20 protein-coding genes are annotated in these 24499 nt (G+C 70.8%); 12 read left to right on the forward strand and 8 right to left on the reverse strand.

The features are described 5' to 3' along the window. Positions 1–60: 60 nt before the first annotated feature. Both OG611_RS19165 and OG611_RS19170 read left to right on the forward strand, forming a co-directional pair. Positions 61–1110, forward strand: coding sequence for an LLM class F420-dependent oxidoreductase (locus OG611_RS19165; RefSeq protein WP_266421559.1), 1050 nt, complete (start codon positions 61–63; stop codon positions 1108–1110). A 209-nt stretch (positions 1111–1319) separates the two neighbouring features. Further along, the gene (locus OG611_RS19170) at positions 1320–2108 is read left to right on the forward strand and encodes a ferritin-like domain-containing protein (protein WP_266421560.1); all 789 of its coding nucleotides are present in this window, start codon (positions 1320–1322) and stop codon (positions 2106–2108) included. A 25-nt stretch (positions 2109–2133) separates the two neighbouring features. Here the strand turns inward: OG611_RS19170 and corA are convergent, their stop codons facing one another. Further along, entirely contained in the window at positions 2134–3129 is a 996-nt protein-coding gene (gene corA, locus OG611_RS19175) for a magnesium/cobalt transporter CorA (protein ID WP_266421562.1), read from the reverse strand. Positions 3130–3188: 59 nt separating this feature from the next. Here corA and OG611_RS19180 point away from each other — a divergent pair, with 59 nt between their 5' ends. The 5 genes from OG611_RS19180 (at position 3189) to OG611_RS19200 (ending at position 10003) form a co-directional block, all read left to right on the forward strand. Then, a complete protein-coding gene (locus OG611_RS19180) occupies positions 3189–3905 on the forward strand; it encodes a histidine phosphatase family protein (RefSeq protein WP_266421564.1) in 717 nt (238 codons plus the stop codon). A gap of 106 nt (positions 3906–4011) precedes the next feature. Further along, entirely contained in the window at positions 4012–4602 is a 591-nt protein-coding gene (locus OG611_RS19185) for a DUF3090 domain-containing protein (protein WP_072484378.1), read from the forward strand. Continuing rightward, positions 4566–5420, forward strand: coding sequence for an SCO1664 family protein (locus OG611_RS19190; RefSeq protein ID WP_266421566.1), 855 nt, complete (start codon positions 4566–4568; stop codon positions 5418–5420). The genes OG611_RS19185 and OG611_RS19190 overlap by 37 nt, the downstream gene beginning before the upstream one ends. Before the next feature lie 174 nt (positions 5421–5594). After that, on the forward strand, positions 5595–6824 hold the full coding sequence (gene mshC / locus OG611_RS19195) for a cysteine--1-D-myo-inosityl 2-amino-2-deoxy-alpha-D-glucopyranoside ligase (RefSeq protein WP_266421569.1): 1230 nt from the start codon (positions 5595–5597) through the stop codon (positions 6822–6824). Positions 6825–6958: 134 nt separating this feature from the next. Then, entirely contained in the window at positions 6959–10003 is a 3045-nt protein-coding gene (locus OG611_RS19200) for an NPCBM/NEW2 domain-containing protein (RefSeq protein WP_266421572.1), read from the forward strand. A 63-nt stretch (positions 10004–10066) separates the two neighbouring features. Here the strand turns inward: OG611_RS19200 and OG611_RS19205 are convergent, their stop codons facing one another. Continuing rightward, positions 10067–11149 (reverse strand): PAC2 family protein, encoded by a 1083-nt coding sequence (locus OG611_RS19205; RefSeq protein ID WP_266421575.1) that lies wholly within the window; start codon positions 11147–11149, stop codon positions 10067–10069. 256 nt (positions 11150–11405) lie between these two features. On the opposite strand from OG611_RS19205, the gene OG611_RS19210 reads away from it, so the two are divergent. From OG611_RS19210 to OG611_RS19230, 5 genes are all read left to right on the forward strand, one after another. Then, the gene (locus OG611_RS19210; RefSeq protein WP_266421578.1) at positions 11406–12758 is read left to right on the forward strand and encodes an L-fuconate dehydratase; all 1353 of its coding nucleotides are present in this window, start codon (positions 11406–11408) and stop codon (positions 12756–12758) included. Next, positions 12755–13534: an SDR family NAD(P)-dependent oxidoreductase gene (locus OG611_RS19215; protein WP_266421582.1), complete on the forward strand. Its 780-nt coding sequence runs from the start codon at positions 12755–12757 to the stop codon at positions 13532–13534. Before OG611_RS19210 ends, OG611_RS19215 begins: the two co-directional genes overlap by 4 nt. Positions 13535–13635: 101 nt before the next feature. Next, the gene (locus tag OG611_RS19220; protein ID WP_266421585.1) at positions 13636–14676 is read left to right on the forward strand and encodes a sugar ABC transporter substrate-binding protein; all 1041 of its coding nucleotides are present in this window, start codon (positions 13636–13638) and stop codon (positions 14674–14676) included. A gap of 2 nt (positions 14677–14678) precedes the next feature. Further along, on the forward strand, positions 14679–16199 hold the full coding sequence (locus tag OG611_RS19225; protein WP_266421588.1) for a sugar ABC transporter ATP-binding protein: 1521 nt from the start codon (positions 14679–14681) through the stop codon (positions 16197–16199). Next, a complete protein-coding gene (locus OG611_RS19230; RefSeq protein ID WP_266421590.1) occupies positions 16196–17248 on the forward strand; it encodes an ABC transporter permease in 1053 nt (350 codons plus the stop codon). Before OG611_RS19225 ends, OG611_RS19230 begins: the two co-directional genes overlap by 4 nt. A 96-nt stretch (positions 17249–17344) precedes the next feature. On the opposite strand, the gene OG611_RS19235 is transcribed toward OG611_RS19230, so the two are convergent. The 6 genes from OG611_RS19235 to OG611_RS19260 all read right to left on the reverse strand — a co-directional run bounded on the left by OG611_RS19235 (position 17345) and on the right by OG611_RS19260 (position 24332). Then, a complete protein-coding gene (locus tag OG611_RS19235; RefSeq protein ID WP_037700470.1) occupies positions 17345–18016 on the reverse strand; it encodes a FadR/GntR family transcriptional regulator in 672 nt (223 codons plus the stop codon). A gap of 130 nt (positions 18017–18146) precedes the next feature. Continuing rightward, positions 18147–19205 carry an LLM class flavin-dependent oxidoreductase gene (locus tag OG611_RS19240; RefSeq protein ID WP_266421595.1) on the reverse strand — a complete coding sequence of 353 codons (1059 nt, stop codon included), beginning with the start codon at positions 19203–19205 and terminating at the stop codon, positions 18147–18149. Positions 19206–19341: 136 nt separating this feature from the next. Next, positions 19342–20952, reverse strand: coding sequence for a glycerol-3-phosphate dehydrogenase/oxidase (locus OG611_RS19245; protein WP_266421596.1), 1611 nt, complete (start codon positions 20950–20952; stop codon positions 19342–19344). A 5-nt stretch (positions 20953–20957) separates the two neighbouring features. After that, positions 20958–22484 (reverse strand): glycerol kinase GlpK, encoded by a 1527-nt coding sequence (gene glpK, locus OG611_RS19250; RefSeq protein ID WP_266421599.1) that lies wholly within the window; start codon positions 22482–22484, stop codon positions 20958–20960. Between the two features lie 56 nt (positions 22485–22540). Continuing rightward, positions 22541–23332, reverse strand: a complete 792-nt coding sequence (locus OG611_RS19255) for an MIP/aquaporin family protein (protein ID WP_266421602.1) — start codon at positions 23330–23332, stop codon at positions 22541–22543. Positions 23333–23567: 235 nt separating this feature from the next. Continuing rightward, positions 23568–24332, reverse strand: coding sequence for an IclR family transcriptional regulator (locus OG611_RS19260; RefSeq protein ID WP_266421604.1), 765 nt, complete (start codon positions 24330–24332; stop codon positions 23568–23570). Positions 24333–24499 lie beyond the last annotated feature (167 nt).

Genomic DNA, 24499 nt, shown 5'->3' on the forward strand with positions numbered 1-24499 from the left:
CGTCGGCGCGCGCTAGAGTCCGGAGCTCAGGGACGTTACTGATCGGTAAGAGGAGCGGTTATGCGGCTCGGCATCAATCTCGGTTACTGGGGCGCGGGAATGGACGGCGACAATCTCGCCGTCGCCCAGGAGGCCGACCGGCTCGGATACGACGTCTGCTGGGTGGCCGAGGCGTACGGCTCCGACGCGCCGACCGTGCTCTCCTGGGTCGCCGCCCGGACCGAGTCCATCGACGTCGGCTCCGCGATCATGCAGATCCCGGCCCGCCAGCCCGCCATGACGGCGATGACCGCCGCCACCCTCGACTCGCTCTCCGGCGGCCGGTTCCGGCTCGGCCTCGGCGTGTCGGGGCCGCAGGTCTCCGAGGGCTGGTACGGCGTCAAGTTCGACAAGCCGCTGGCCCGTACCCGGGAGTACGTCGAGATCGTCCGCAAGGCGATGTCCCGCGAGCGGCTCTCGTACGAGGGGCAGCACTGGACGCTGCCGCTGCCGGGCGGTCCGGGCAAGCCCATCAAGCTGACCGTCCACCCGCAGCGCGAGCACATCCCGCTCTACATCGCCGCGATCGGCCCGAAGAACCTGGAGCAGACCGGCGAGATCGCCGACGGCGCGCTGCTGATCTTCCCCTCCGCCGAGCACCTGGAGGACACCGCGATGACGTACCTGCGGGCGGGCCGTGAGAAGGCCGGCCTGACGATGGAGGGCTTCGACGTCTGTCCGACGCTGCCGCTCGCCGTCGGCGACGACGTCAACGGCCTCGCGGACATGTTCCGTCCGTACACCGCCCTGTACGTGGGCGGCATGGGCAGCCGCAAGCAGAACTTCTACAACCAGCTCGCGCAGCGCATGGGCTACGAGAAGGAAGCCGCCGAGATCCAGGACAAGTACCTGTCCGGCGACAAGAGCGGTGCCGCCGCCGCGGTGCCGCACCAGCTGATCGACCAGACCACGCTGCTCGGCCCGGTCGAGCGGATCGCCGAGCGGATGCAGGCCTACGCCGCCGCGGGGGTCACGACGCTGACCCTGGCCCCGGCCGGGTTCACGCTCGAAGAGCGGCTCACGGCCCTGCGGGCCGGCACGGACGCGCTGGAGCGCTCCGGGCTCGCGTAACAGGTTTCGCTGCTCCCGGGAGCAGCACTACGGCCGTGGTGGGGGCTCGGGGCCTCCCCGCCACGGCCGTTACGCATATCAACGCGCGCACGGCAGGGCGGTTACGGCGGCACGCGCCCCATCCGGCGTAGCCGGGGCCCGTTCCTGTTGCCCGGGTGGGTGTGCCGCACTTGACTGTCGCTCGGCGGACGCGCACGGAGGTGGCAGTGATGCTCTCGGCAAGGAACCTGTTCCTGGAGATTCTCGACGACGACGAGTCGTTCCGGCTGTTCTGTTCCATCGCGGCCGGCGGGGAGTCCCAGGGCGGCTGGGAGAACGGCCGCATCGCGGCCCTGGTGCCCGAGAGCCAACGCGCGCTGGCGCCCAAGATCGCACGGCACGGCGCCGACGAGGACAAGCACGGCAGGATCTTCGACGCGCTGCTGCGCAAGCGCGGGCTCCGGCCGGCGGAGATCCCGCACGAGACCGACTACACGATGCTGCTGGAGAAGCACGGCATCGGCCTCGCCCATGAGCAGTTGCGGGGCGAGGAACGGCTCTCCGAGCGCGACATCATCACCTACCTCGCCCACAGCCGGGTCACCGAGCAGCGCGCCTCCGAGCAGATGGCCCTGCTGTGCAAGCACTTCGCCGACCACCCAGACCTCGGCCGCGCCGTGATAATGATCTCGAACGACGAGGACAACCACCTGGCGTACTGCCACGAGGAACTGCTCCGCTTCGCCCGCGCCGGACACGGCCGCACCATCCAGCGCACCCTGCGCGAGTGCGCGCTCGCCGAGATCCGGGTGTACCGCGACGTCAGCCTCGCCGTGATGGACCACATGGGCCGCATCCTGGGCTGGCCCCGGGCCAGATCGGCGGTGCTGGCCGCCGGGATCCACGGCGTCTACGCGTACGAACGGCTGGTGGGATGGCGGCGCATGGTGAGCCTGGCGCAGCCCGAGCGGCGCGACGCGCTGGGCGGTCCCGCGGTGCCGGAGCCCGGGTCCGCCTGAACCGGGCGGGGCGCCGGCCCGTCCGTCAGAGCCAGCCGCGGCGCTTGAACTGCCGGTACAGCGCGAAGACCACGACGGCCATCAGCGCGATCACCACCGGATAGGACCACACCCAGCGGAGCTCCGGCATGTGATCGAAGTTCATGCCGTAGACCCCCGCCACCATGGTCGGCACGGCGGCCATCGCCGCCCAGGCCGAGATCTTGCGCATGTCGTCGTTCTGCCGCACGCCCACCTGGGCCAGATGGGCCGAGAGGATGTCGGAGAGCAGCCGGTCCAGCCCCTCCACGTACTCGTTGGCGCGCGTCAGATGGTCGCTGACGTCGCGGAAGAACGGCTGCGAGTGTTCGTGGACGAACGGCACGTCCGCGCCCGCCAGCCGGGCCATGGGGGCGCTCAGCGGACCGGTGGCCCGGCGGAACTCCAGGATCTGCCGCTTGAAGGTGTAGATGCGGGCCGCGGTGCTCTTGGTGTCGCCGACGCCGGTCGGCGCGAACACCTCGGTCTCCAACTCCTCCAGGTCGACCTGGAGCTCGCCCGCCACCTCGATGTAGTGGTCGACGACGGCGTCGCTGATCGCGTACAGCACCGCCGTCGGCCCGTGCTTGAGTACCTCCGGCTCGGCCTCCAGCCGGCGACGTACCGCGGCGAGGGGCGCGCCCTCCCCGTGCCGGACCGTCACGACGAACGAATCGCCTATGAAGGCCATCAGTTCGTCGGTGGTGACCGTGTCGCTGGTCTGCTCGTACACCACCGGTTTGATGACGGCGAAGAGCGAGTCGTCGTACACCTCCAGCTTGGGCCGCTGGTGCGCGCTCAGGGCGTCCTCCACCGCCAGGGGATGCAGCCCGAACTCGCTGCTGACGAGCGCGAACTCCTTCTCCGTCGGCTCGTGCAGCCCGATCCAGAGGAACGCGTCCCCGGTGGCCCGTGCCTCGTCGAGGGCGTCGGAGAAGTCGGCGGGGCCGTCGGTGCGGCGCCCGTCCCGGTAGATGGCACAGTCCACGATCACGGCGCGCATTCTTCCCTGCCGCGCTCCCCGGCGCACCTCACCCTCGTCGGCGGCCTACGCTGGCCCGTATGCCCACCCTGATCCTCGTACGCCACGGACGCTCCACCGCCAACACGGCCGGGGTGCTCGCGGGCCGCACCCCCGGTGTCGCGCTCGACGAGCGCGGTGCCGAACAGGCCGCGGCACTGCCCGGACGGCTCGCCGGGCTGCCCCTGGCCGCAGCCGTCAGCAGCCCGCTGCAGCGCTGCCGGGAGACCCTGCGGCCGCTCCTCGCCGCCCGGCCGGAGTTGGAACTGCACACCGAGGAGCGGATCAGCGAGTGCGACTACGGTGACTGGTCGGGGCGCAAACTCGCGGAGCTCGCCGACGAACCGCTGATGGGCGTCGTGCAGCAGCACCCGTCCGCCGCGGCGTTCCCCGGCGGCGAGTCGATGCGCGGCATGCAGGCGCGCGCCGTCGACGCGGTACGGGACTGGAACGCCCGTATCGAGGCCGGGCACGGCGACGACGCCGTCTACGTGATGTGCTCGCACGGCGACATCATCAAGGCCCTCGTCGCCGACGCGCTCGGCATGCATCTCGACCTCTTCCAGCGGATCCACGCCGACCCCTGCTCGGTCACCGCGATCCGCTACACCAGGCTGCGGCCCTTCCTGCTGCGGCTCGGCGACACCGGGGACCTCGCGTCGCTGGCACCGCGCGAGCACCCCGGCGGGGCCGACCCGGGCGCGCGCCCGGGTCGGGACGCGGACGCGGCTGTCGGGGGCGGCGCTGGGGCGCCGTGATCGCTTCGCGCAGTAGGGTGGACGCTCCGTAGGCGCCTTGCCCCGGGGGAACCTCCCGCGGCCCCGGCCGCCCCTCATCCACCGTCGATCTCAAGGGAGACAGGACGTGTCCCGTCAGGTGTTCCTCTACGACCCCCCGGACCGTTTCGTGGCCGGTACGGTCGGATTGCCTGGACGCCGTACGTTCTTCCTGCAGGCATCCTCAGGCGGACGTGTCACCAGCGTGGCCCTGGAGAAGACCCAGGTGGCCGCGCTCGCCGAGCGGATCGACGAACTGCTCGACGAAGTGGTGCGGCGGACCGGCGGAAACTCCCCGGTGCCCGCCGTCGCACCGATGGACGTCACCGACACCGCGCCCCTGGACGTCCCCGTCGAGGAGGAGTTCCGGGTCGGCACGATGGCGCTCGCCTGGGACGGCGAGGAACAGCGCATGATCGTCGAGGCGCAGGCGCTGGTCGAGCTGGACGTGGACTCCGACGAGGACCTCGCCGAGGCCGAGGAGCGGTTGCTCCAGGACGAGGAGAACGGTCCGCCGATGCTCCGGGTCCGGCTCAGCGGCGCGCAGGCACGGGCCTTCGCCAAGCGAGCCCTGGACGTGGTGAACGCCGGACGTCCGCCGTGCCCGCTGTGCAGCCTGCCGCTCGATCCGGAAGGACACGTATGCCCGCGCCAGAACGGATACCGTCGCGGAGCCTGACCGGCACCGACCCGGTCGCCCTGCTCGCCGAGGGGGAGCTCACCGTCCTCGGGCAGATCCGCGGGGCGTCCAACGCGGTGTTGTACTGCACGGTCGCGCGCGACGGCGAGGAGGCGACCTGCGTCTACAAGCCGGTGGCCGGCGAACAGCCCCTGTGGGACTTCCCGGACGGCACGCTCGCCGGGCGCGAGGTGGCCGCGTACGAGATATCCGAGGTGACCGGATGGGGCCTCGTGCCGCCCACCGTGCTGCGGGACGGTCCGTACGGCGAGGGCATGTGCCAGCTGTGGATCGACGCGGCGCCCGAGGACGGCGAGGCCGGTGCGGCGGGCGAGCCCCCGCTGCTCGCGCTCGTCGAGGACCAGGAGCCCGGGGAGGGCTGGAAGGCCGTCGCCCGTGCCGAGGTCGGCGAGGGGCGGACGGCCCTGCTGGTCCACGCGGACGACGCGCGGCTGCGGCGGCTGGCCGTCCTCGACGCCGTGATCAACAACGGGGACCGCAAGGGCGGCCATCTGCTGCCCGCGCCCGGCGGCCGGCTGTACGGCATCGACCACGGTGTGACCTTCAACGCGGACGACAAGCTGCGCACGCTGCTCTGGGGGTGGGCGGGGGAGCCGCTGACGGCGGAGGCCGTCGAGGTCGTCGAGCGGCTGGGGGCGGAACTCGCGCCGGGCACCCCGCTCGTCACCCGGCTGGGCGAGCTGATCACCGAGGTCGAGATCGAGGCGTTGCGGGGCCGTGTGGCGGGGCTGAGGGAGACGGGACGGCACCCGGAGCCGAGCGGGGAGTGGCCGTCGATCCCCTGGCCGCCGGTCTGAGCCGAGCAGGGTTACGCGGTGCCCGTGGCCTGCCGTGCCGGCCCCGGGGGCGCGGTCCGGGGTGCCGGCCCTGCGCCCCGAAGCAGATGGGGCCACGCGGCGCAAGACCGCCTCTTCGGCCAAGATCCGGCATCCGGTTCGTATCCGGAACATGCATCCGGTTACGCTCGTGGCATGCATGCCTGGCCCGCTTCTGAGGTCCCCGCCCTGCCTGGCAAGGGCCGCGACCTTCGGATCCACGACACCGCGACCGGCGGACGGATCACCCTTGACCCCGGTCCCGTCGCCCGCATCTATGTCTGCGGCATCACGCCGTACGACGCGACCCACATGGGTCATGCGGCGACCTACAACGCGTTCGACCTCGTTCAGCGCGTGTGGCTCGACACCAAGCGGCAGGTTCACTACGTCCAGAACGTGACCGACGTGGACGACCCGCTCCTGGAGCGGGCCGTGCGCGACGGTCAGGACTGGACCGAGCTCGCCGAGCGCGAGACGGCCCTGTTCCGCGAGGACATGACTGCCCTGCGCATGCTTCCGCCGAAGCACTACATCGGCGCCGTGGAGGCCATACCCGGCATCGTTCCGCTGGTGGAACGGCTCCGCGACGCCGGTGCCGCCTACGAGCTCGACGGCGACGTGTACTTCTCCGTCGAGACCGACCCGCACTTCGGCGGCGTCTCCAACCTCGACGCCGAGGCGATGCGGCTGCTCTCCGCCGAGCGCGGCGGCGACCCGGAGCGCCCCGGCAAGAAGAACCCCCTCGACCCGATGCTCTGGATGGCCGCCCGTGAGGGCGAGCCGAGTTGGGACGGCGCCTCCCTCGGCCCCGGCCGGCCCGGCTGGCACATCGAGTGCGTCGCCATCGCCCTGGACCACCTCGGCATGGGCTTCGACGTCCAGGGAGGCGGGTCCGACCTCGCCTTCCCGCACCACGAGATGGGCGCCTCGCACGCCCAGGTGCTGACCGGCGAATACCCCTTCGCCCAGGCCTATGTGCACGCCGGAATGGTCGCCCTGGACGGCGAGAAGATGTCCAAGTCCCGGGGCAATCTGGTCTTCGTCTCGAAGCTGCGCCATGACGGCGTGGACCCGGCGGCGATCCGCCTGGCGCTGCTGTCGCACCACTACCGGTCCGACTGGGAGTGGACGGACCAGGTGCTCGCCGACGCGGTGGAGCGGCTCGCGCGGTGGCGGTCCGCCGTCTCCCGGCCCGACGGACTGCCCGCCGAGGCCCTGGTCGAGGAGGTCCGCGAGGCCCTCGCCGACGATCTGGACGCGCCGGCCGCGCTGGCCGCCGTGGACCGCTGGGCCGAGCGCCAGAACGCCGACGGCGGTACGGACGAGGGCGCGCCCGGCCTCGTCTCGCGCACCGTCGACGCGCTGCTGGGTGTCGCCCTGTAACACCGCGCAGGGTGACAACCCGCCGATTTCCACCGGACGTTCGGAACGAACCGGCCTTGGACTTCTCGACGAAGTTCAGGGCCGGTTCCGTTTTGTCCATGGTCAAGTGCTCGGTGTTGCGCTAAAAGCGCTCTATGCAAACATCAACGCGCATCAGAGCGGCGGCAGTTGCAGCCTTGTTCGGGCTGCTCGCCGTCCTCGCGGGCCCCGGCGCGGCCGAGGCCGGCGCCGCCGAACCGGACACCACGGTCGGTGACCTCACCGGATTCTCCGCCGACGGATCCGTCTACCACCTGAAGGCCGGCACCGCCGAGGCGCGGGTCAGCTTCGTCTCCGCCGAGACCTTCCGTATCGAACTCGCCCCGGACGGCACGTTCTCGGACCCGGCCGGCGACGACATCGTCCTGCCGCAGGGCACCCCGCCGCACACCCGGTGGAAGGAGCGGAGCGACCGCTACGAGCTCTCCACCGCCAGTTTCACCCTGCGCGCCTACAAGTCGCCCCTGCGTTTCGCCCTGTACCGGGCCGACGGAAGCCAGGTCTGGTCCGAGGCCAAGGGACTGAGCTGGAACGGCGAGAAGACCACCCAGACCCTGGCCCGTGGCGCGGACGAGCAGTTCTACGGCGCCGGCATGCAGAACGGCCGGGGCAACACCTCGCACCGCGACAAGACCGTCGAGGTGGGCGTCGACTACAACTGGGACGACGGCGGCCACCCCAACTCGGTGCCGTTCTACCTCTCCTCGGCCGGCTACGGCGTCTTCCGCAACACCTACGCGCCGAACACCTATGCCTTCACCGACCCGGTGACCACCAGCGCCGAGGAGAAGCGCTTCGACGCCTACTACTTCGCGGGCGACAGCGCCAAGAAGGTCATCGGGCAGTACACGAAGCTCACCGGCAAGCCCTTCCTGCCGCCCGTGTACGGAATGGAGATCGGCGACGCCGACTGCTACCTCCACAACGCCAACCGCGGTGAACGCCACACCCTGGACGCGCTCAAGGTCGCCGACGGCTACCTGGAGCACGACATGCCGAACGGCTGGATGCTCGTCAACGACGGCTACGGCTGCGGTCACGAGGACCTCGCCGAGACCGCCAAGGGCCTCCAGGACCGGGACATGCAGCTCGGTCTGTGGACCCAGGACGGCATCGACAGGATCGCCGACCAGGTCAAGGCCGGTCAGCGGGTCGCCAAGCTGGACGTCGCCTGGATCGGGGCCGGCTACAAGTTCGCCCTGGACGGCTGCAAGGACGCGTACAAGGGCATCGAGGACAACAGCGACGCCCGCGGCTTCACCTACGCCCCCGAAAGCTGGTCGGGCGCGCAGCGCTGCGGCGTGCAGTGGTCCGGCGACCAGTACGGCACGTGGGACTACATCCGCTGGCAGATCCCGACCTACGCGGGCGCCACGATGTCCGGCCTCGCCTACACCACGGGCGACGTCGACGGCATCTTCGGCGGCAGCGCCAAGACCTACACCCGTGACCTCCAGTGGAAGATGTTCCTGGGGACCACGATGACGATGGACGGCTGGGCGGCCAGCGACAAGCAGCCCTACCGGTACGGAGAGCCGTACACCACCATCAACCGCGACTACCTCAAGCTCAAGGAGTCGCTGCTGCCCTACCAGTACTCCTACGCGCACGAGGCGACCAAGACCGGCGTCGGCATGGTCCGTCCGCTCGTCCTCGAATACCCGGACGACCCGAAGGCGGCGACGGACGCCGCGAAGTACGAGTTCATGTCCGGCGAGGACTTCCTCGTCGCACCGGTCTACCAGGACAGCACCGAGCGCGACGGCATCTATCTGCCGAAGGGCACCTGGACCGACTACTGGAGCGGGCGGACGTACGAGGGTCCGGTCACCCTCGACGACTACAGCGCCCCGCTCGACACCCTGCCGCTGTTCGTCAAGGGCGGTGCCAGTGTGCCGATGTGGCCCGGCATCCGCTCGTACAAGGACCGCACTGTCGGCTCCCCGCTCGCCTGGGACGTCTACCCGCAGGGCAGGTCGTCCTTCACATTGTACGAGGACGACGGCGTCACCCGGCAGCACCGCGACGGCAAGTACGCCACCCAGCGGGCCGACGTGGACGCACCGGTCCGGGGCGCGGGCGACGTGACCGTGCGGATCGGCGCGAGCGAGGGGAAGTTCACGGGCAAGCAGAGCGAGCGCCCGTACGAGTTCACCGTGCACACCGGCTCCGCCCCGAGCGCGGTCGAGCTCGGCGGGAAGCTGCCCCGGCTGGCCTCCGCCGCCGCGTTCAAGGCCGCGAAGCAGGGCTGGTGGTACGACCGGGACGACCGCGGCGGTGTCGTGAAGATCAAGACCGCGCCGCTGTCCACCGGCAAGAAGTTCTCCGTGAGGCTGAAGGACACCAGCGCGGTCGGCGGCCGGCACGCCGCGGCGGGCGCCGTGGTCTCCGCGCCGTCCGGGCAGGAGGTCGGCGCCGGGGCCGCGGGCACCGTCGCCGTCGATGTCACCGCGGGCAGGGCCGATGTGACCGGCGCCGAGGTCGGTCTGGACGTCCCCGAGGGCTGGCAGGTCGCACGGACCGTGAAGGTGGACCGGATCCCGGCGGGCACCACCCGTCGGGTCGAGGTGTCCGTCACCCCCGCGAAGGACGCCGCGGCGGGCGAGGCACGGATCACCGCACTCGTCCGCTACCGGTCGGCCGGTGAGTCCCGGACCGCCACGCAGCGGTTCGCGGCCGGAGTCATGCCACCGCCGCCCACCGGCGAGGCCTGGGCGAGCGATCTGGTGTGGCTGAAGTCCACCAACGGCTACGGACCGGCCGAACGGGACCGCAGCAACGGCGAGTCGGGCGCGAGCGACGGGCACCCGCTGACCCTCGCCGGGAAGACGTACGAGAAGGGGATCGGCACCCATGCCGACTCCGACATCGAGGTCTATCTCGGCGGGCGCTGCACCGCGTTCACCGCCGACGCGGGGATCGACGACGAGATCAACGGCTACGGCGAGGTGGCCTTCTCCGTCGAGGCGGACGGCAAGGTGCTGTGGACCTCCCCGAAGGTGACCGGGGCTTCGGCGACCCTGCCGGTCGACGTGAAGCTCGACGGTGCGCGGCATGTGCACCTGAAGGTCACGGACACCAACGGTTCCAGGACCGGTGACCACGGGGACTGGGCCGCGGCCCGGTTCAGCTGCTCCTGAATGTCCCGGACAGCACGGGAGCGCCGGGCGGTGACGTACCCGCCCGGCGCTCCACCGGTCCCGTCAGTCCTCCGGGGATTCCTCCGACGAATCCTGCGGGCCGTCGCCGTCACCGCTGTCGCCGCCCTCCCGGTCGGCCGGTGGCTGCCGACCGGGTCCGCCCGCGGGCGGCGCGCCGGGCCCGGTGTCGCCGCCGGTCTCGGGACGGGCCGGCTTGGGCGGACGGGTCCGGCCGCTGGAGGTGTCGCGCAGATACGAGGCGTCGCCGCTCTCCGTCGCGTGCCCGCCCGGCGCCTGGCCCGGACCGATGTCCCTGCGGCGCAGATAGCGCTCGAACTCCCGGGCGATGGCCTCGCCGCTCGCCTCGGGAAGCTCGGCGGTGTCCCGGGCCTCCTCCAGCGTCTGCACGTACTCGGCCACCTCGCTGTCCTCGGCGGCCAGTTGGTCGACGCCGAGCTGCCAGGCGCGCGCGTCCTCGGGTAGTTCGCCCAGCGGGATGCGCAGACCGATCAGGTCCTCCAGGCGGTTCAGCAGCGCGAGCGTGGCCTTCGGGTTGGGCGGCTGCGACACATAGTGCGGCACCGCCGCCCACAGGCTCACCGCGGGCACGCCCGCGTGCGTGCAGGCCTCCTGGAGGATGCCGACGATGCCCGTCGGCCCCTCGTACCTGGTCTCCTCCAGGTCCATGGTCCGCGCCAGGTCCGGATCGGAGGTGACTCCGCTGACCGGAACCGGGCGGGTGTGCGGGGTGTCGCCGAGCAGGGCGCCCAGGACCACCACCATCTCCACACCCAGCTCATGGGCGAAGCCAAGGATCTCGTTGCAGAACGAGCGCCAGCGCATGGATGGTTCGATACCGCGGACCAGGACGAGATCGCGGGGCTTGTCCCCGCCGACGCGGACCACGGAGAGTCTGGTGGTCGGCCAGGTGATCTTGCGCACCCCGCCGTCCAGCCACACCGTCGGCCGGTTGACCTGGAAGTCGTAGTAGTCCTCGGCGTCCAGCGCCGCGAACACCTCGCCCTTCCACTCCCGGTCCAGGTGCGCGACCGCCGTGGAGGCGGCGTCCCCTGCGTCGTTCCATCCCTCGAACGCGGCCACCATGACCGGGTCGATCAGCTCGGGAACCCCCTCGAGCTCGATCACCCAGGCCTCCTTCCGAAGTTCCCTTGTGTACCCATCAACCTTACGGCTTCCAGCCACTCCTGCCGCAGCCTCCGTACACAGCCGGGTGAACCTGGTCCACGAGGGTGCACCACCGGTCGAATCAAGGCGTCGGACTCCGGATACATCCGAGCTGTGTCCGGTCAATTTCGATCAATCCCTGGACGCTGGCGCCCTGGTGGCGCTATACATCGGATGACCAGAACAGAGGTCCGATGTTATTCCCCTGGGGGCGCACATGAGTCAGACCGTCACGGATTTCGAGGTCCACGACATCCGTTTTCCGACCTCGGAACAACTGGACGGCTCGGACGCCATGAACCCCGATCCCGACTACTCGGCTGCCTACGTCGTACTGCGTACCGATGTCCCCGACCGCACGGACGGCCCGGACAGCGGCAGCGGCGGCATCGAGGGACATGGCTTCTGTTTCACCATCGGGCGCGGCAACGAGGTGATGGCCGCCGCCATCGAAGCGCTGCGCCCCTACCTGGTGGGGCGTCCGGCGCCCCGCACCGCGGCCGACCTCGCCGCACTGCACCGTGAGCTCACCCATGACTCGCAACTGCGCTGGCTCGGCCCGGAGAAGGGCGTGATGCACATGGCGGCCGGCGCGGTCGTCAACGCCGCCTGGGACCTGGCGGCCAAGCTGGCGGGCAGACCCGTCTGGGAGTTCCTCGCCGGGATGACGCCCGAGGAACTCGTCTCCCTCGTCGACTTCCGCTACCTCAGCGACGCCCTCACCCCCGAGGAGGCCCTGGCGATCCTGCGGGCCGCCGAACCGGGCCGGGCCGAGCGCGCCGAACGGCTGCGCGCCGAGGGGTACCCGGCGTACACCACCTCGCCCGGCTGGCTGGGCTACAGCGACGACAAGCTGGTCAGGCTGGCGAAGGAGGCCGTCGCCGACGGCTTCACCCAGATCAAGCTGAAGGTCGGCGGCAACCTCCGCGACGACGTCCGCAGGCTCGCCCTGGCCCGCGACGCGGTCGGGCCCGACATCCGGATCGCCGTCGACGCCAACCAGCGCTGGGACGTCTCGGACGCGGTCGAGTGGATGACCGCGCTCGCGCCGTACGACCCGCACTGGATCGAGGAACCGACCAGTCCCGACGACATCCTCGGCCACGCCGCCGTCCGGGCCGGCCAGCCGGTCAAGGTCGCCACCGGCGAACACGTCGCCAACCGCGTCGTGTTCAAGCAGCTGCTCCAGGCCGGAGCCGTCGACTTCGTCCAGATCGACGCGGCACGCGTCGCGGGCGTCAACGAGAACCTGGCGATCCTGCTGCTCGCCGCGAAGTACGGCGTGCCGGTCTGCCCGCACGCGGGCGGGGTAGGACTCTGCGAGCTGGTGCAGCACCTCTCCATGTTCGACTACGTGGCGGTCTCCGGCAGTTGGGACAACCGCGTGATCGAGTACGTCGACCATCTCCACGAGCACTTCGCCGACCCCACCGTGATCGAGTCCGGCCGCTACACCGCGCCGAGCTCCCCGGGCTTCTCCGCCCGGATGCTCCCCGAGTCGATCGCCGCACACCGCTACCCGCAGGGCGCCGTATGGCAGGCCCGCCGCGCCGAGGAGGCCCACCGATGACCACAACGAGCGACTTCGAGGGAATGGGCGCCCTGGTCACGGGCGGCGCCTCCGGCATCGGGGCAGCCGTCGCGACCATGCTGCTGGCCCGCGGCGCGCGGGTGGCCGTACTGGACCGGGAGACCGCCGGCGCTCCCGCGGGCGCCCTCGCCGTCAAGGCGGACGTCACCGACGACGACGCCGTGCGCGAGGCGGTCGACCGCGCCGCCGCCGAACTGGGCACGCTGCACACCGTCGTGTCCAACGCGGGCATCGGCTCCATCGGCACGGTCGAGGACAACGCCGACGACGAGTGGACCCGGGTCCTGGACATCAACGTCCTCGGCATGGTCCGCACCGCCCGGCACGCCCTGCCCCATCTGCGGCGCGCCGCGGCCGCCCGCCCCGGCGCCGTGTCGATCACCCAGACCTGCTCCATCGCGGCGACCGCCGGGCTGCCGCAGCGCGCCCTGTACAGCGCGAGCAAGGGAGCGGTCCTCTCGCTGACCCTGGCGATGGCCGCCGACCACGTCCGTGAGGGGATCCGGGTCAACTGCGTCAACCCCGGCACCGCGGACACCCCGTGGATCGGCCGGCTCCTCGGCCGGGCCGACGACCCGGCCGCCGAGCGGGCCGCGCTCAACGCCCGCCAGCCGCTGGGACGCCTGGTGTCGGCCGACGAGGTGGCCGCCGCGATCGTCTACCTCGCGAGCCCCGCCGCCGCCTCGGTCACCGGTACGGCCCTGGCCGTCGACGGCGGCATGCAGGGGCTGCGCCTGCGCCCCGCCGAGAGCTGACCCGGGCCCGAGCCGCGTCACCGGGCCGCACCCCCGCGCACCATGCACCTCCGCTTTGCCGACAGAGCTCCGAGCCGGTACTCACAAAGGACGGGACACCAATGAGAGTGCGTACGACGAGTGCGGCGGCCTGCGCCGTACTGCTGGCCGTCACTGCCCTCGCGGGCTGCAACCGCGAGTCCACCGCCGACGGCACGGGCGGCGGGAAGGTCGGGATCGACCTGCCGCGCAGCGACAGCGACTTCTGGAACTCGTACCAGAACTACGTGGAGAAGGGCGTCAAGGCGGGCGAGGTCAAGGCGCTGCCGCTGACCAACTCGCAGAACGACATCGGCAAGCTGGTCGCCAACGTCCAGACCTTCACCGACCAGGGCGCCAAGGCCGTCGTGATGGCACCGCAGGACACCGGCGCGATCACCGAGTCGCTCAACACGCTGAACGAGAAGAAGATCCCGGTCGTCAGCGTCGACACCCGCCCCGACAAGGGCAACATCTACATGGTGGTGCGCGCCGACAACAAGGCGTACGGGGCCAACGCCTGCAAGTACCTCGGCGAGCAGCTCAAGGGCAAGGGCAAGGTCGTCGAGTTCCAGGGCGACCTCTCCTCGATCAACGGCCGTGACCGGTCCGAGGCGTTCAAGGCCTGCATGGACAAGGACTTCCCCGGCATCAAGGTCTTCGAGCTGGCCACCGACTGGAAGGGCGACGTCGCCTCCGCCAAGCTCCAGGCCACCCTGGCCGCCAACCCCGACATCAACGGCATCTACATGCAGGCCGGCGGTGTCTTCCTGCAGCCCACCCTCGCCCTCCTGGAGCAGAAGAAGCTGCTGAAGCCGGCCGGTACGCCGGGGCACATCACGATCATCTCCAACGACGGCATCCCGGAGGAGTTCGACGCGATCAAGGCCGGGAAGATCGACGCGACGATCTCCCAGCCGGCCGACCTGTACGCGAAGTACGCGCTGTACTACGCCAAGGCGGCCCTGGACGGCAAGACCTTCAAGGAAGGTCCCACCGACCACGACTCGAACATCATCAAGATCCCGAACGGCTTCGAGGACCAGCTGCCCGCGCCGCTGGTGACCAAGGACAACGTCGACGACCCGAAGCTGTGGGCCAACCAGCTGGAGAAGAAGAGCTAGCCATGGACCAGGCACCACCTGCCGTACAGGCGGAAGGCGTTGTCAAACGCTTCGGGCCCACCGTGGCGCTCGACGGGGTCCGGCTCACCGTGCAGCCGGGTGAGTCCCACGCCCTGGTCGGGCGCAACGGCGCGGGCAAGTCGACGCTGGTCAGCGTCCTGACCGGGCTCCACAAGGCGGACGCGGGCACGGTCACCTTCGGTGGGGAGCCCGCGCCCGCCTTCGGCGACACCACGGCCTGGCAGTCCAAGGTCGCCTGCGTCTACCAGAAGTCCATGGTCGTCCCGGACCTCACCGTCGCGGAGAACCTCTTCCTCAACCGCTTCGACGACAACGCCCCCTGGATCGGCTGGGGCAGGCTCCGCAGGCGTGCGCAGCAGCTGCTGGCCGACTACGGCGTCCAGGTCGACCCCAGCACCCGGGCGCGCGATCTCGCCGTCGAGCAGCGGCAGTTCGTCGAGATCGCCAGGGCGCTGTCCTTCGGCGCCCGGCTGATCATCCTGGACGAACCGACCGCCCAGCTCGACGCCCGGGGCATCGGGCGGCTCTTCGACAAGCTGCGGGAACTGCAGAGCCAGGGAGTGGCGTTCCTCTTCATCTCCCACCATCTGCAGGAGGTGTACGAGCTGTGCACGGCGGTCACCGTCTACCGCGACGCCCGCCATGTGCTGACCGCCCCGGTCGCCGACATCGCCAAGGCGGAGCTGGTGGCGGCGATGACCGGCGAGCAGTCCGCCGGTGCCACCGCCTGGCACGCGGGCGGCGGCGGTGCCGCGGCACGGGACGAGTCGGCCGCCCCCGTGCTGCGTACCGAAGGACTCACCGTCCAGGGCCAGTTCGAACCACTGGACCTGGAGGTCAGCCCCGGCGAGGTGCTCGGCCTCGCCGGCTCCGCGGCCAGCGGCAACACGGCCCTGGGCGAGACCCTGGCCGGCATGCGGAAGGCGGGCGGCGGCACGGTCCGCGTGCACGGCAGGGCCGTGCGCTCCGGCAGTGTGCCGCACGCGCTGGACGCCGGGATCGGCTACATCCCCGAGGACCGGCATGACCAGGGCCTCGTCCTGGAACGCAGCGTCGCCGAGAACGCCACGCTCACGGTCACCGACCAGCTCGGCCCGTGGGGGACCGTACTGCCCTCCCGTACCAGGGAGTTCGCGCGCTCGATGATCGCCTCGCTGGACATCAAGACGCAGGGGCCCGAGCAGCCCGTCTCCGGGCTCTCCGGCGGCAACCAGCAGAAGGTGGTGGTCGCCCGCGCACTGGCCCGCGAGCCGAGCGTGCTGGTGGCGGTCCGGCCCACCGCGGGCGTGGACGTCAAGTCCAAGGACTCGCTGCTCGGAGTCGTGCGACGGGTCGCCGACGAGGGGAATGCCGCAGTGATCATCTCGGACGAGCTGGACGATCTGCGGGTCTGCGACCGGGTGCTCGCCCTGTTCCACGGCCGCGTGGTCGCGACATTCGCAAGCGGGTGGAACGACGGGGAGCTCGTCGCCGCCATGGAAGGTGTGGGGGAGAGGGAATGACCGGCACGGTACAGCCCCTGGCGGCCGACGGCATCGATGGCGGGCCGAAGGGATCCTCGACCGGCGAACGGCCGCTGGACCGGCTGAAGCTGATCAGATGGAGCGACTTCTCCCTGGTACCGGTGATCCTGGTGCTGATGGTGATCGGGTTCATCGTCTCGCCGGTGTTCCTGACCTCCGAGAACCTGATCAGCGTCGTCCAGCAGTCCTCCGAGCTCAGCCTGCTGGTGCTGGGCCAGGCGCTGATCCTGATCTGCGGACGGATGGACCTGTCCCTGGAGTCGACGATCGGCATCGCGCCGGTCGTCGCGATGTGGCTGGTCCTGCCCGCCGAGGGCGGCCGCTTCGCGGGCCTGGGCCTGCTGCCCACCTGGTCGGCGATCCCGCTCTGTCTGCTGGTGGGCCTGGCGATCGGCGCGGTCAACGGCTTCCTGATGCTGAAACTGAGGGTCAACGGCTTCATCGCCACGCTCGGCATGCTCACCATGCTGCGCGGCCTCCACATCGGGATCACCGAGGGCAAGTCCATCACCGACGTCCCGGAGTCCTTCCGCTACCTCGGCAAGAGCGAGTGGCTCGGCGCACCGGCCGCCGTCTGGATCTGCCTGGCCCTGTTCGCCGTCGGCGGCGCCGCGCTGGCCTGGCTGCGCCACGGACGCTCGCTGTACGCCATCGGCGGCAACCCGGAAGCGGCGCGCGCCGCGGGCATCCGGGTGGACCGGGTCACCTGGATCGTGCTGGCCATCGGCGGACTGCTGGCGGCCTTCGCGGGCATCCTCTACACCGGCCACTACGGATCGGTCGCGGCCACCCAGGGCAACGGCTGGATCTTCCAGGTGTTCGCCGCCGCGGTCATCGGAGGCATCAGCCTCAAGGGCGGCCGGGGCACCCTGTTCGGCGCGCTGACCGGTGTGCTGACGCTCCAGCTGGTGGTCAATGTGATGACCCTCGGCGGTGTCCCGGCGCTGTGGAACCAGTTCCTCAACGGCGCGATCATCATCGTCGCCCTGGTCATCTCCCGCTTCGCGAGCGGCGAGAAGCAGGACTGAGGCCCGCTTCCCGAACGCCGGACGGGGCGGAACCAGCCCGTCCGGCGTTCGAGGACCGGGGTCCGGGGCGGAGCCCCGGGCCCGCCCCGGACCGTGCTACAGCGTCGACCGCAACCACTGCTCCACGCTCGCCACGTGCACCGTCGCCCAGGCCCGCGCGGCCTCCGCGTCCCGGTCCCGCAGTGCCGACACGATGGCCCGGTGCTCATGGAGCGTGCGGCTGACCGCGTCCTCCTGCGTCAGCCCGCGCCAGACCCGCGCCCGGGTCGTCGGCCCCGACAGCCCGTCGAGCAGCGAACAGAGCACCGAGTTCCCGGACGACTGCACGATGCCGCGGTGGAACTCCAGATCGCAGGCGACCAGTTCCTCCACCGAGGGCTGCGCCCCCAGCGCGTCCAACTGCGAGCTGAGCACGTCCAGTTGGGCCTCACTGATCCGGGTGGCGGCCATCGCCGTCGCGGCGGGCTCCAGGATCCTGCGGACCGCGAGGAACTCCAGCACCGTGTCGTCGCGGTGGAAGTCCACCACGAAGCTGAGCGCCTCCAGGAGCAGCTGTGGATCGAGGCTGGTCACATACGTGCCGTCGCCCTGGCGGACATCGAGGATGCGGATCAGCGAAAGGGCCCGTACCGCCTCGCGGAGCGAGTTGCGGGAGAGCCCGAGCTCCGCCGCGAGTTCGCTCTCCTTGGGGAGCCGGTCGCCGGGGCGCAGAGCACCCGAGACGATCATTCCCTTGATCTTCTCGATCGCCTCGTCGGTGACAGCCATGACGGTCCTCCTGGATCCGGACTGGAATCAGACATCCGATGTATCCCTTCATTATGCGGGTCGGAGGAGTCGGATGAACCAGGTCTGCCGCAGGTCGCCCCGGGTGCGGGCTGCCGGACGCCCGTCGGGGTCAGTCCCAGAGCGCGGACGGTGCCTCGCGCCGTACCACCGGAGCGATCTCCTCCGCGAACCGCTGGAGGGTCTCGGCCTGCTCGTCCCGGCCCAGCCCGAAACCGTCCACACCGACCGACTGGAGGTCGTGCCCGTACACCTCGTGCCAGCCGAGGATCTTGTCGATGATCTGCTGCGGGCTGCCGATCAGCTGGGGCCCGTCCGCGATGGCCTCCTCGATCGTCCGGAACGGTGTGTTGTAGCCGGCCCTGCCCTCCAGATGCGGCCGGAAGGACTGAGCCACCTTCGCCTCGTACAGCTCCTTGTAGCGCTCCACGGCCTGCTGCGAACTGTCGGCGATCAGCAGCCCGCCCGACCCCGCGGCCACATGCGCGCGGGCCGGATCGTGGCCGTACGCCTCGAAGCGCTCCCGGTAGTGGTCGATCAGCCGGGCGTACGCCGCACGGGGCTGGACGGCGTTGGCGGTGAACAGCGGATCGCCGTGGCGCGCCGCCAGTTCGGGGGAGTCGAGACTGGTCGCCGAGCCGTGCCAGACGCGCGGCGGCCCCGCGTACGGGCGCGGCAGGGTCGTGGCGTTCTTCAGCGCGGGCCGGAACTCGCCCTCCCAGTCGATGCCCTCCTCGCGCCAGAGCCGCCGCAGCAGCTCGTACTTCTCCCGCTGGAGGTCCCACTGCCGCTCCTCGTCGAGCCCGAAGAGGTCGAAGTGACCGGCCTCCGCGCCCTTGCCGACGACGAGCTCGATCCGGCCCCGGGAGATCTGGTCGAGCGTCGCGAAGTCCTCGGCCACCCGCACGGGATCGAGAATCGCGACGACCGTGACGCCGGTCAGCAGCCGGATGGTGGAGGTACGGGCCGCCAGCGCGCCGAGCACCACGCTCGGGCTGGACGAGAGGAAGGGACCGGCATGCCGTTCGCCGATCGCGTACGCGTCGAAACCCAGCCGTTCCGCGACGACGCCGGTCCCGATCACTTCCTCGAACCGCTCGGCGGGGGAGGGGAATCGGTGGTCGAGCGGGTGCGGGGCGTGGCCGATGAGGGAGAGCACGGAGAACTTCATGGCTCAACTGTCCCCGCGCCGTATTGCACCCGTGTGGCGGCCGTATGGCGCGTTCGCCGGTCCCCGCGGTGTCCCCGGCATGCGCCGAGGGGCGGCTCCCGCGCGGGAGCCGCCCCTCGCCGTGCCTCGGGACGGGTCAGCCCCGGTTGCCGAGCATGGACTCGACGCCGGCCCGGATCTCGTCCGTCGCCAGGCCCCGGATCGTCAGCGTCGTCCGGCGGCGCAGCACATCGTCCGCCGTCTCGGCCCACTCGTGGTCACGGGCGTAGGCGACCTGCGCCCAGATCTCCGGCGCGTCCGGGTGGATGCGCTCGGCCAGCGCCGGGTTCTCGTTCGCCATCCGCGCGATGTCGAAGGAGAGCGAGCCGTAGTGCGTGGCGAGGTGCCGGGCGGTGTCGGCCGCCATCCGCGGGCCGGGCGTGCCGCCGTCGACCATCAGCCGGTGCGCCACCGCGTTCGGGTTGGCGATGCCGGGCAGCGGGAGCTTCTTCGGCAGGTGCGCGATCGGCTCCATGTCCTCGGCGAGCGGGTGCCCGGGGAGTGCGGCCAGCTTGTTCATCACCGTACGGCCGATGTGGCGGAACGTCGTCCACTTGCCGCCCGCGACCGACAGCATCCCGCCGCGGCCCTCCGTCACGACCGTCTCGCGCTTGGCCTTGGACGTGTCGCCGGGGCCGCCGGGCAGCACCCGCAGACCGGCGAAGGAGTAGGTGATCAGATCGCGCGACAGCTGCTGGTCCCGGATGGAGAACGCCGCCTCGTCGAGGATCTGCGCGGTGTCCTTCTCGTTGACCGCGACGTCCGCGGGATCGCCCTCGTACTCCTCGTCCGTCGTGCCGAGGAGCAGCATGTCCTCCCACGGCAGGGCGAAGGTGATGCGGTACTTGTCGATCGGGGTGGCCAGCGCGGCCTTCCACGGGCGGGTGCGCTTCAGCACGAGGTGTGCGCCCTTGGACAGGCGTATGGAGGGCGCCGCGTCCGGGTTCTCCATCCTGCGCAGGTGGTCGACCCACGGTCCGGTGGCGTTCAGCACGAGCCTGGCGTCGACGCCGAACTCCGTGCCGTCCGTGCGGTCCTCCAGGTCGGCGCCCGTCACCCGTCCCTTGGTGAACCGCAGCCCGGTCACCGCCGCGTGGTTGAGGACGACCGCACCCGCCTCGACGGCCGCGCGGACGGTCATCAGCGCCATCCGGGCATCGTTCATCTGGTCGTCGCCGTAGACCGCGACGGCCTTCAGGTTGTCCGTACGCAGCTCGGGCACGTCGCGCTGCGCCTTCGCCGGGCTGATGACATGCCCGACCCCGTCACCGAACGCGGAGAGCGCCGAGTACGCGAACACGCCCGCGCCGAGCTTGGCCGCGCCGTGCGGCCCGCCCTTGTAGACCGGCAGGTAGAAGGTGAGCGGATTGGCGAGGTGCGGGGCGACCTGACGGGACACCGCGCGCCGCTCGAAGTGGTTCTCCGCCACCAGCTTCACCGCGCCGGTCTGCAGGTAGCGCAGACCGCCGTGGAGCAGCTTGGACGAGGCGGAGGAGGTGGCGCCGGCGAAGTCGCCGGCGTCCACCAGGGCCACCCGCAGCCCGGACTGCGCGGCGTGCCAGGCGGTGGAGATGCCTAGGATGCCGCCACCGATCACCAGGAGGTCGTACGCCGCCTTGGACAGCTGCTCCCTGGTCTCGGCACGGCTCGGGAGGGAGCCGGAGGCCGGGTGGGTCCCGAGGGCCGGGACGCTCTGCAGGGTGGTCATGTCGATTACTCCTCGTCTTCGATCCAGCCCATGGTCCGTTCCACGGCCTTGAGCCAGCTCTTGTACTCGCGGTCGCGGGTGTCCGCGTCCATGCGGGGGGTCCACTCGGCGGCCCGGCGCCAGTTGGCGCGCAGCGCGTCGGTGTCCGGCCAGAAGCCGACGGCGAGACCGGCGGCGTAGGCGGCGCCGAGGCAGGTCGTCTCGGCGACCATCGGCCGCACCACGGGTGCGTCCAGGAAGTCGGCGAGCGTCTGCATCAGCAGGTTGTTGGAGGTCATGCCGCCGTCGACCTTGAGGGCGGTCAGCTCGACCCCCGAGTCCTTGGTCATGGCGTCGGTGATCTCGCGGGTCTGCCAGGCGGTGGCCTCCAGGACGGCACGGGCGATGTGCGCCTTGGTGACATACCTGGTCAGGCCTGCGATGACGCCGCGGGCGTCGGAGCGCCAGTACGGGGCGAACAGGCCCGAGAACGCGGGCACGAAGTACGCGCCGCCGTTGTCCTCGACCGACGAGGCCAGGGTCTCGATCTCGGCCGCGGACTTGATCAGGCCCATCTGGTCGCGCATCCACTGCACCAGCGAACCGGTGACGGCGATGGAGCCCTCCAGGGCGTAGACCGGCTTCTGGTCGCCGATCCGGTACCCGACGGTCGTCAGCAGTCCGTTGTACGAGTTGACGGGCGTCTCACCGGTGTTCATCAGCATGAAGGTGCCGGTGCCGTACGTGGACTTGGCCTCGCCCTCGGAGAAGCAGGTCTGGCCGAAGAGGGCCGCCTGCTGGTCACCGAGCGCGGACGCCACGGGGACCCCGTCGAGCACGCCGCCCTTGGCGTTCCCGTACACCTCGGCGGAGGAACGGATCTCGGGGAGCACCGCGGCCGGGATCTCCATCGACTGGAGGATCCGCTCGTCCCACTGCATCTCGTGCAGGTTCATCAGGAGCGTGCGCGAGGCGTTGGTGACGTCGGTGACGTGGACGCCGCCGTCGGTGCCGCCGGTCAGGTTCCAGATGACCCAGGAGTCCATGGTGCCGAAGAGGATGTCGCCGCGCTCGGCGCGCTCGCGCAGCCCCTCGACGTTGTCGAGCAGCCAGCGGACCTTGGGGCCGGCGAAGTACGAGGCGAGCGGCAGGCCGGTCTCGCGGCGGAAGCGGTCCTGGCCGACGTTGCGGCCGAGCTCCTTGCAGAGCGCGTCCGTCCGGGTGTCCTGCCAGACGAGGGCGTTGTGGACCGGCTCACCGGTGTTCTTGTCCCAGAGCAGCGTGGTCTCGCGCTGGTTGGTGATGCCGATCGCCTTCACGTCGGCGGCGGTGATGCCCGCCTTGACGATGGCGCCGGCCACGACCTCCTGGACGTTCTCCCAGATCTCGGTCGCGTTGTGCTCGACCCAGCCCGGCTTCGGGAAGATCTGTTCGTGCTCCTTCTGGTCGACGGAGACGATCCGGCCGTCCTTGTCGAAGACGATGCAGCGGCTGGAGGTGGTGCCCTGGTCGATGGCCGCGATGAACGGGCCGGTGGTGTGTGCGTCGGTCACGGTGTGCTCCCGGAAGTCTGTGTGGTCGTGAGGGTTGCGGCTCTGGGCGCCACGGCTCAGGCGAAGGCGACGTTGTAGAGCCCGCCCGCGATCGCGCCGCCGATGAGCGGTCCGGCGACCGGGATCCACGCGTAGCCCCAGTCGGAACCGCCCTTGTTCGGCAACGGCAGCAGCGCGTGCACGATACGCGGGCCGAGGTCGCGAACCGGGTTGATCGCGTAGCCCGTCGGGCCGCCGAGCGAGAGACCGATACCGACGACCACCAGAGCGGTGATCAGCGCGCCGAGCGTGCCCAGACCGTTGCCGTCGTTGTTGAGGCCCTGGGTGAGGATCGCCAGGACGAGCACGACGGTGGCGATGATCTCCGTGACCATGTTCTGCACGGCGTGCCGGATCTCGGGACCGGTGGAGAAGATGCCCAGGACCGGGCCCGCCTTCGGGGCGGAAGCCTTGTCGACCATGCCCTCTTCACCCGAGTGGGCGGCCAGGATCTCCGGATCCGTGAGATGCGCCCGGAACTGCCCGTAGTACGTCAGCCAGACCAGCACCGCGCCGATCATCGCGCCGAACAGCTGGGAGCCGAGGTACAGCGGCACGTCGCTCCACTTGGTGCCGCCCTCGATCGCGAGGCCGATCGTGACCGCCGGATTGAGATGCGCGCCCGAAACGCCACCGGCCAGATACGCGCCGGTCAGCACGGCGAAGCCCCACCCGAAGGTGATGGCCAGCCAGCCGGCGTTCTGCGCCTTGGAGCGCTTGAGAGTGACAGCGGCACAGACACCGCCGCCGAGCAGGATGAGTACGGCGGTACCTATGGTCTCGCCGATGAAGATGTCGGAGCTGGACACCCGCGACTCCTTTGTCCTTCGTCCAGGGAAGCCGAACCCCGGGTCCCTCCGGTGGTCCGCGCCCTCATGTGAGGGCGTTTTCCGGCCCTTGGCGCTGTCACACCCTAACGCTCTTTTCCGTTAGGTGTTCGACAATGCCGACCGATGAACGGCAATGTTTCCCCCAGGTGAATCAGGCGTCAAGGGTTGTGTGGCCTATAACTCGATCGTTACCGGCTCCGGCCCGCCGCGGCGGTCAGAACCTTCCGGCGCCCAGGTCCCTGGAGACCGCGCGGGCGCAGTCGCGCACCGCGGCGATCAGCTCCGGGCGCAGCTCCCCGTCCGCGCAGACCCGCTCCACTGCACCGGTCACGGCCACCGCGCCGACCGGCATCCGCCGCCGGTCGTGGATCGGGGCGGCCACTGCGGCCACGCCCTCCCAGGTCTCCTCCACGTCGGCCGCCCAGCCGCGGGCCCGGATCAGGTCGAGCATCGCCTCGAAGTCCTCCGGATCGGTGACCGTGCGCGGCGTGAAGGCCTGCCGCTCGGCCTCCAGGGCCTCGGTGTGCGCCACCGGGTCGTACGCCGAGAGCACCTTGCCCAGGGCCGTGGAGTGCAGCGGCTGCATGGCCCCGACCTCCAGGACCTGCCGGCTGTCGTCGGGGCGGAACACGTGGTGGACGATGAGGACGCCCTGCTGGTGCAGCACGCCCAGATGCGTGCTCTCGCCGCTGGAGCGGGCCAGGTCGTCCGTCCAGACCAGCGCGCGGGCCCGCAGCTCGTGGACGTCCAGATAGCTGTTGCCCAGGCGCAGCAGCTCGGCGCCCAGCTGATAGCGGCCGGACGCGGCGTCCTGCTCGACGAAGCCCTCGTGCTGGAGCGTGCGCAGGATGCCGTGCGCGGTGCCCTTGGCCAGGCCCAGTGAAGAGGCGATGTCGGACAGCCCCAGCCGCCGCTCGCCGCCTGCCAGCAGACGCAGCATCGCCGCCGCCCGCTCCAGCGACTGGATGTTCTTGGCCATCGCGCCGTACTCCTCCACCTCGGTTCGACAATGCTGAACACTATCGGTCGATGCCGACCCTCGCTCGATCGCGCGGCAAAACCGCGGCACCGCTCCGAACCGGACATCCCCCCGCACAGCATGCAGTCCGTTCCGTGGGACGGAGTGACGGCCCCGGGCGCCGCCCG

Source organism: Streptomyces sp. NBC_01363 (assembly GCF_026340595.1).
GTDB lineage: Bacteria > Actinomycetota > Actinomycetes > Streptomycetales > Streptomycetaceae > Streptomyces.

Coding starts and splice junctions, on each gene's coding strand:
- OG611_RS19170 (WP_266421560.1), top strand. CDS start 1,320: ATGCTCTCGGCAAGGAACCTGTTCCTGGAGATTCTCGACGACGACGAG.
- OG611_RS19200 (WP_266421572.1), top strand. CDS start 6,959: ATGCAAACATCAACGCGCATCAGAGCGGCGGCAGTTGCAGCCTTGTTC.
- OG611_RS19220 (WP_266421585.1), top strand. CDS start 13,636: ATGAGAGTGCGTACGACGAGTGCGGCGGCCTGCGCCGTACTGCTGGCC.
- OG611_RS19240 (WP_266421595.1), bottom strand. CDS start 19,205: ATGAAGTTCTCCGTGCTCTCCCTCATCGGCCACGCCCCGCACCCGCTC.
- OG611_RS19210 (WP_266421578.1), top strand. CDS start 11,406: ATGAGTCAGACCGTCACGGATTTCGAGGTCCACGACATCCGTTTTCCG.
- mshC (WP_266421569.1), top strand. CDS start 5,595: ATGCATGCCTGGCCCGCTTCTGAGGTCCCCGCCCTGCCTGGCAAGGGC.
- OG611_RS19225 (WP_266421588.1), top strand. CDS start 14,679: ATGGACCAGGCACCACCTGCCGTACAGGCGGAAGGCGTTGTCAAACGC.
- OG611_RS19190 (WP_266421566.1), top strand. CDS start 4,566: ATGCCCGCGCCAGAACGGATACCGTCGCGGAGCCTGACCGGCACCGAC.
- OG611_RS19235 (WP_037700470.1), bottom strand. CDS start 18,016: ATGGCTGTCACCGACGAGGCGATCGAGAAGATCAAGGGAATGATCGTC.
- corA (WP_266421562.1), bottom strand. CDS start 3,129: ATGCGCGCCGTGATCGTGGACTGTGCCATCTACCGGGACGGGCGCCGC.
- OG611_RS19245 (WP_266421596.1), bottom strand. CDS start 20,952: ATGACCACCCTGCAGAGCGTCCCGGCCCTCGGGACCCACCCGGCCTCC.
- OG611_RS19260 (WP_266421604.1), bottom strand. CDS start 24,332: ATGGCCAAGAACATCCAGTCGCTGGAGCGGGCGGCGGCGATGCTGCGT.
- OG611_RS19180 (WP_266421564.1), top strand. CDS start 3,189: ATGCCCACCCTGATCCTCGTACGCCACGGACGCTCCACCGCCAACACG.
- OG611_RS19215 (WP_266421582.1), top strand. CDS start 12,755: ATGACCACAACGAGCGACTTCGAGGGAATGGGCGCCCTGGTCACGGGC.
- OG611_RS19165 (WP_266421559.1), top strand. CDS start 61: ATGCGGCTCGGCATCAATCTCGGTTACTGGGGCGCGGGAATGGACGGC.
- OG611_RS19230 (WP_266421590.1), top strand. CDS start 16,196: ATGACCGGCACGGTACAGCCCCTGGCGGCCGACGGCATCGATGGCGGG.